Origin of the sequence: Nocardia sp. NPDC002869 (assembly GCF_046764065.1) — a bacterium.
GTDB lineage: Bacteria > Actinomycetota > Actinomycetes > Mycobacteriales > Mycobacteriaceae > Nocardia > Nocardia rhamnosiphila.
In genome coordinates this window covers 25,544-31,755 of the sequence record NZ_JBKOOL010000054.1, presented here as the reverse complement: position 1 = coordinate 31,755, position 6,212 = coordinate 25,544, and the positions used below count along the sequence as shown (strand labels likewise).

Below are 6,212 nucleotides of genomic sequence, written 5' to 3'. Positions count from 1 at the left end.
CCCCGACTTTCGCGTCCCGCAATACGGCGGCTTGTTCGGGCTGGGTGGTCGCGCGGCCGAGGTCGACGGCGCGACCACCGGCCACGAGACCGGTGAGCGGCCGGTCGCCGGCGGCGCCGGTGACGATCACCCGGTATCCGGCGCTCGTGAGGGCGGCGACCACGGCCGCCGACCGCGCCGGGGAAAGCTGGCGGGCCGGTACCGACGCGGCGGGGTGCACGACGATATATCCGGGCTCGCCGGTGAGATGGCCGACGTCCGGGAGCGGGCCGCGTACCGCCAATCCGCCGTCGTCGCCCGGCGGTAGCCCGAACCCGGCCGCGGTGGCCAGCGAGAGCGCGCGTTCGGCCTCGGGCGGGTCGCCGGCGACACGATGCCGCAGATCCAGCAGTGAACCCGGGTAGTCCTCGGAGATCGCGCCGATCCAGCGGACCCCGGCCATCCGCAGCACCAGCGCGAGGGGCAGCGGCGACTGATGAAACGAGGTGAGGATGAGCGCCCGGTCCAGTTCCAGGCCGCGCAATTCCGCGACGAAGGCATCGATATCCGGCGCGGTCACCGCCGGCGGTTCCGGGTCGATCCAGGGCGCGCACCAGGTCAGCACCCGGTCCACCCCGGGGAGCAGTTCGGCGCCCGCGCGACCCCGCGGCCCGGCCAGCAGCGTCACCGAATCGGCGTGTGCCGCGACCGCGCGCACGCAGGGACCCGCCAGCAGGACATCGCCGACGTTGTCCATCCGCGCCACCAGGACCCGGCCCGTCACAGCGGACCCGCCATCGCCATCCGGACCGCTTCGGTGAGATCCGGCGCGACCATCGCCGCGATCCGCGCGTGGCGTATCTCTTCGGGCCGGGTCCGGGCCGTGGGTACGAGCACGGCCCGGGCGCCCGCCGACAGTGCGGCGGCCACGTCGGCGCCGGTGTCGCCGATCAGTACGCAGCGGTCGATATCGACACCGAGTTCGGCCGCGGCGCGACGCACCATGCCCGGTGCGGGTTTGCGGCATACGCAGCCGTCGTCCTCGCCGTGGACACAGACCTGCCAGGTCCCGAACGGCCCGAGCAGTTCCTCCACCCGCTCGTTGACCGCGGCCAGCTGGCCGGGGCTGATCAGTCCGCGCGCGACACCGGACTGATTGCTGACGACACCCAGTTGGATTCCGGCCGCCCGCACCAGGCGCAGGGCGTCGGCGGCCCCCGGTACCGGCCGCACTCCGGCGGGGTCGGCGAGGTAGGGGATATCGACGATCAACGTGTCGTCGCGATCGAACAGCAGTGCGTGCGGAGCGGGATGGGTGGCGCGGCGGTGGCGCAGTTCGCCGCGTATCCGGTGTCCGCACGCGGCCGGGGGGATGAGCGCGCTGGTGACCGCCATCCGCCCGATCTCGCGCGGGGTACGGGGGCCGGGCACGATGCGCCGGAGCGCGAACTCCCCGGTGAGCGCCGCCCACGCCGCAGCGCAGGCGAGCGCCGCACGGGACCGGCCTGTCACACCGAACGCCAGGCCCGCCGCGCCCGCCGCCGTGGTGAGCGCGTGCCGGGGGAGCAGACCGTGCCGTTCGCCGATGCGCCGCCGCCAGTGCGCGCCGTATTTGCGCCGCATCAGCGCGTTGTCGGCATTGCCGCGTTGGGCCCGCACACTGGCCAGCGGCCCGGAGGCGCGGACCGGGTGGACGGTGACCCGCTGCCCGGACGCGATGGCGTAACCGGCGAGGCAGACGCGGAGTGCCAGGTCCGCATCCTCGCGGTAGGCCCGGGGGAATCGCTCGTCGAACCCGCCCACCGCGAGCAGCGCGGACCGGCGGTAGGCCATATCGGCGGTGATCCAGCGGGCGGTCGCCAGCCCGGCGGTGCCGCGTTCGTCGTCGGTCGGCCGGCGGTGCGCCGGCAGCGGGACCTCGATGCGCGCGGTACACGCGGCGGTGTCCGCGGCGAGACCGAGCAGGTCCGCGGCCAAGCGCTCCGGCCAATCGGGGGCGACGAGGACATCGTCGTCGAGGAAGGCGATCCAGGCTCCCGTGGCGTGCCGCCAGCCGGCATTGCGGGCGGCGGCCGGTCCGCGGCCACCCGAGCGGACCACGTGTACGGGTGTGCTGCCGTCGGGCAGCGGGAGTTCGCCGCCGCCCCGCCGGTCGTCCACCACGATGATCTCCCGGGGACGGGGTCCCGTCGCGGCCTCCAGCGCCTCCAGCAGCAGCCGGAGACTGTCGCGGCCGGTGGTCGGGACGACGATGCTGTAGTCGAGGCGGTTCACCGGCGCCGCACCAGGAACGGACCGATGGCGAGTACATCGATCGGGGCGGAACCGAAACATTCGAGCGCGTCACGCGGGGAATCGACCATCGGACGGCCCGCGGTGTTCAGGCTGGTGTTGACGACCACCGGCACCCCGGTGCGGCGGTCGAATTCGGTGAGCATGCGCGCCGTCAGGGGGTCGTCCGCCGGATCGACGGTCTGCACCCGCGCCGTGCCGTCCACATGGGTCACCGCCGGGAGCCGGTCCTGCCAGTCCGGCGCCACGTCGTGTACGAACAGCATGTACGGGCTGGGCAGGGGTCCGCGGCCGAAGATCTCGGCCGCCCGGTCGGCCCGCACCATGGGCGCGACCGGCCGGAACTGTTCCCGGCCCTTCACATCGTTGAGGCGTTCCAGGTTGGCTGCCCGGCCGGGGTGCGCGAGCAGCGAGCGGTGCCCGAGGGCGCGCGGACCGTATTCGGCCCGGCCCTGGAACCAGGCGACCACCTGATCGGCGGCGAGCGCCGCCGCGACCTCGGCCGCCACGTCCGCCGGCCTGCTGTACCGGAGGTCGGCTGTCCGCAATACGGCTTCCAGTTCCGCGTCGGTCCACTCGCGGCCCAGATCGGCGCGGTGCATCGGCGCGGCCCGCTCCCCGAATTCGGCCGCCAATTGCAGTGCGGCGCCCAGCGCGGTGCCGGCGTCACCCGAGGCGGGCTGCACCCAGATCCGTTCGAACGGTCCCTCGGCGTGCAGCCGGGTGTTGGCGACGCAGTTGAGGGCGATACCGCCTGCCAGGGTGAGATCCTGTTGCCCGGTCTGCCGGTACAGCCATCCGGTCAGTTCCAGCAGTACCTCCTCGAGCCGCCGCTGCGCGCTGGCGGTGAGATCGGCGTGGTCGGGGCCGAGCGCACCGCCGCTCACCGCCGGGGCATACCGCGCCCAGTCCACCGGTTCGGTCCGGAAACCGCCGTCGCCGGTGGTGTACAGGAGTTCCCGGAATTCGTCGAGGAAGCGCGGCGTGCCGTAGGAGGCCAGTGCCATCACCTTGTACTCGTCGCTCGAGCGGGCGAAACCCAAATGCTGCGTGAGGTCCTCGTACATCAGGCCGAGCGAATGCGGTAGCCGCTGAGCGGCCAGTTCGACGAATTTTCCGTCCCGGTACTCCCCGGCGAGATACGAACTGCTCTCCCCGCGTCCGTCGGCGACCAGCACCGCGGCATCGCCCAGCGGCGCCGCGAGCGCCGCGGAGGCGGCATGGGCGAGATGATGCCGGACGAACCGCACGATCGACGGGTCGAGTCCGGGCAGCGCGGTACGCAGGAACGCCGGCGCCCGGCGCGCGTAGTCGGTACGGAGTTCCTCGCCGGAGGGGTCGAGACCGCCGAGCGAATGGTCCACGAGCGCGGGATCGTAGGAATAGCCCACCGCGTCGAGCTGGTCGGGCCGCAGGCCGGCGCGCTCGAGACACCACGCGGCGGCCTGCTCGGGCATCTCCCAGGCCGCGAACGGAACCGGTCGCTTACCGTGCTTGCGGCGGGTGAACCGTTCTTCCTCCGCGGCGGCGACGATCTCACCGTCCACGACGAGGGCGGCAGCGGGATCGTGGAATATCGCGTTCACACCGAGAATGCGCACGGGGCGGCCTTTCCTCTGGGGATACGGGCTCGTACCGCGAATCGTCTACGCGCTACCCGCCGAATCGACTGCCAAACCGGTCTGCCGTTTCGTTACCGGGCCCGCCCCGTCCGCCGGTGCCGTCCGCCCGGTGAACCAGTCGATCGTGCGGCGCAGCCCTTCGGCCCGGTCGACTGTCGGCTGCCAGCCGAGGGCGCGCCGGGCCAGGGCGATATCCGGGCAGCGACGCTGCGGATCGTCGATCGCGCCGTCGACGTATTCGAGTGTGGAGTGGCTCCCGGCCGCCGCGCGGATCTCCTCGGCCAGCGACCGTACCGAGAGTTCGCCGGGATTGCCGATATTGACCGGGCCCGGATGGTCGGTGCGCGCCAGCGCCAGCAGGCCACGCACCGTGTCCTCGACGTAACACAGCGACCGGGTCTGCTCACCGGTGCCGGCCACGGTGAGCGGAGCGCCGGCCAGCGCCTGGGCGATGAAGGTAGGCACCATCCGGCCGTCATCGGCCCGCATCCGGGGGCCGTAGGTGTTGAAGATCCGGGCGATTGCGGTGTTCACGCCGCGTTCCCGGCGGTACGCCATGGTCAATGCCTCGGCATAGCGCTTGGCCTCGTCGTAGACACTGCGCGGCCCGACCGGGTTGACATGGCCCCAGTAGCCCTCGGGCTGCGGGTGGACCCCCGGATCGCCGTACACCTCGCTCGTGGACGCGAGGACGAACCGGGCGCCGGTGCGTTCGGCGAGATCGAGAGCATTCGCGGTGCCGAGCGAACCGGCGCGTAACGTTTCGATCGGAAGCCGCAGATAGTCGGGCGGCGAGGCCGCCGACGCGAGATGGAACACCACATCGAACCAGCCGAGGCCGGAGAACGATTCGGTCACATCGTGCGGCATGATCGCGAAGCCGGGCCGGTCCACCAGTCCGGCGATATTGTCGGGGGTGGAGGTGGCGAAGTTGTCGAGCGCGACCACGGACGCGCCCGCGTCGAGCAGCTGTTCGCACAGGTGCGAGCCGACGAAACCGGCGCCGCCGGTCACCAGCACCCGCCGGGGGCGCCCGGCCCGGTGGCCACTCGCCCACCCGTCCGGGGCGGGTACCGGATCCGGCGCGCGCGTCGTCACCGCGCCTCCTCCCGGCCGGTTTCGGTGCGTACGGCCGCGGCGGCCACCCGGCGATACGCCCGCAGGGTCTCCGCGGTGATCCGCTCCCACGAGTAACGCGCCCGGACCCGTTCGCGCCCGGCGCGTCCGAAGTTCGCCCTGGTCCGCGGCGCGTTCAGCAGGCCGCCGACCGCGTCGGCCAGTTCGCCGGTGTCCCGCGGTGTCACCAGCCTGCCGGTGACACCGTCGACGACGGTATCGGTGAGCCCGCCGACCGCGGCGGCCACCACGGGTACCCCGCAGGCCATCGCTTCCAGCGGGGTGATGCCGAAAGGTTCGTACCAGGGGGTGCACACGGCCACATCCGCCGACCTCAGCAGCGGCGCCATCTCCGTCCGCGGTACCTGGCCCAGCAGATGCACCCGGTCGGCCACCCCGAGTTCGCCGGCCAGCGCCGAGAGCCGTTGTGCTTCGGGGTCGTCGGCGAGTCGCCCGTCGTCGGGTCCGCCGACCAGCACGAGTTCGGTATCGCGCAGCCGGGCCACCGCGGTGATCGCGATATCGAAACCCTTGCGCGGCACCAGCCTGCCCACGCTGACGATCCGATGCCGGGCCGACCTGGCGGCGCACGGACCGTCCGGGGTGAACCGATCGAGGTCCACACCGCACGGGATCACCGAGGTGCGGGTCCGCGGCAGTCCCATCCGGACCAGTTCGAACACTTCGTCGGTACATGTGGCGATGACGCGGTCGGCCCGGGCGGCGATGCCCTGTTCCAGCCCCACCCGCGCCGGTGGACTGGTGTCGGCGGCGCCCTGGTATCGGCGTTTGACCACGCCGAGCGCGTGAAAGGTCTGGAGTACCGGAATGCCGAGCCCGGGTGCGGCCGCGAGCGTCGCGAGACCGGACATCCAGAAGTGGGCGTGGGCCACATCGGGAGGCTCCCGCTGCCAGTCCTGCCGGAGGAACTCCCCGAATTCGTCCATGAACGGGAGCAGTTCGTCCTTCGGCAGTATCTCCGGCGGGCCGGCCGGCACGCGGGTCACGCGATACCCCTGTCCGGTCCGCACGGTGGTGGGTGCGGCGGCGTCTTCGCGCCGGGTGTAGACGGTGACATCGTGTCCGCGCCGGGACATCCCGGCGGCGAGTTCGGCGACATGGACGTTCTGGCCACCGGCGTCGACGCCGCCGAGCGCGGCCAGCGGACTGGCGTGTTCGGATACCATCGCGATCTTCAAGGTG

The 6,212-nt window shown here is 72.5% G+C and carries 5 protein-coding genes; all 5 read right to left on the bottom strand.

All coding sequences use genetic code 11. The features are described from left to right. Nucleotides 1-763 (bottom strand): glycosyltransferase family 9 protein (locus ACLML9_RS12910; protein WP_411945741.1); only part of this gene is annotated, 763 nt, incomplete at its 3' end. Beyond that, a complete protein-coding gene (locus ACLML9_RS12905) occupies nt 760-2,253 on the bottom strand; it encodes an HAD-IIIA family hydrolase (RefSeq protein WP_411945740.1) in 1,494 nt (497 codons plus the stop codon). The genes ACLML9_RS12905 and ACLML9_RS12910, both read right to left, overlap by 4 nt. Beyond that, nucleotides 2,250-3,872: a carbamoyltransferase gene (locus tag ACLML9_RS12900; protein WP_411945739.1), complete on the bottom strand. Its 1,623-nt coding sequence runs from the start codon at nt 3,870-3,872 to the stop codon at nt 2,250-2,252. Before ACLML9_RS12900 ends, ACLML9_RS12905 begins: the two co-directional genes overlap by 4 nt. Nucleotides 3,873-3,917: 45 nt before the next feature. Then, nucleotides 3,918-4,991 (bottom strand): UDP-glucuronic acid decarboxylase family protein, encoded by a 1,074-nt coding sequence (locus tag ACLML9_RS12895; RefSeq protein WP_411945738.1) that lies wholly within the window; start codon nt 4,989-4,991, stop codon nt 3,918-3,920. Beyond that, nucleotides 4,988-6,208, bottom strand: a complete 1,221-nt coding sequence (locus ACLML9_RS12890; RefSeq protein ID WP_411945737.1) for a glycosyltransferase — start codon at nt 6,206-6,208, stop codon at nt 4,988-4,990. The genes ACLML9_RS12895 and ACLML9_RS12890 overlap by 4 nt, the downstream gene beginning before the upstream one ends. Nucleotides 6,209-6,212: the final 4 nt, after the last annotated feature.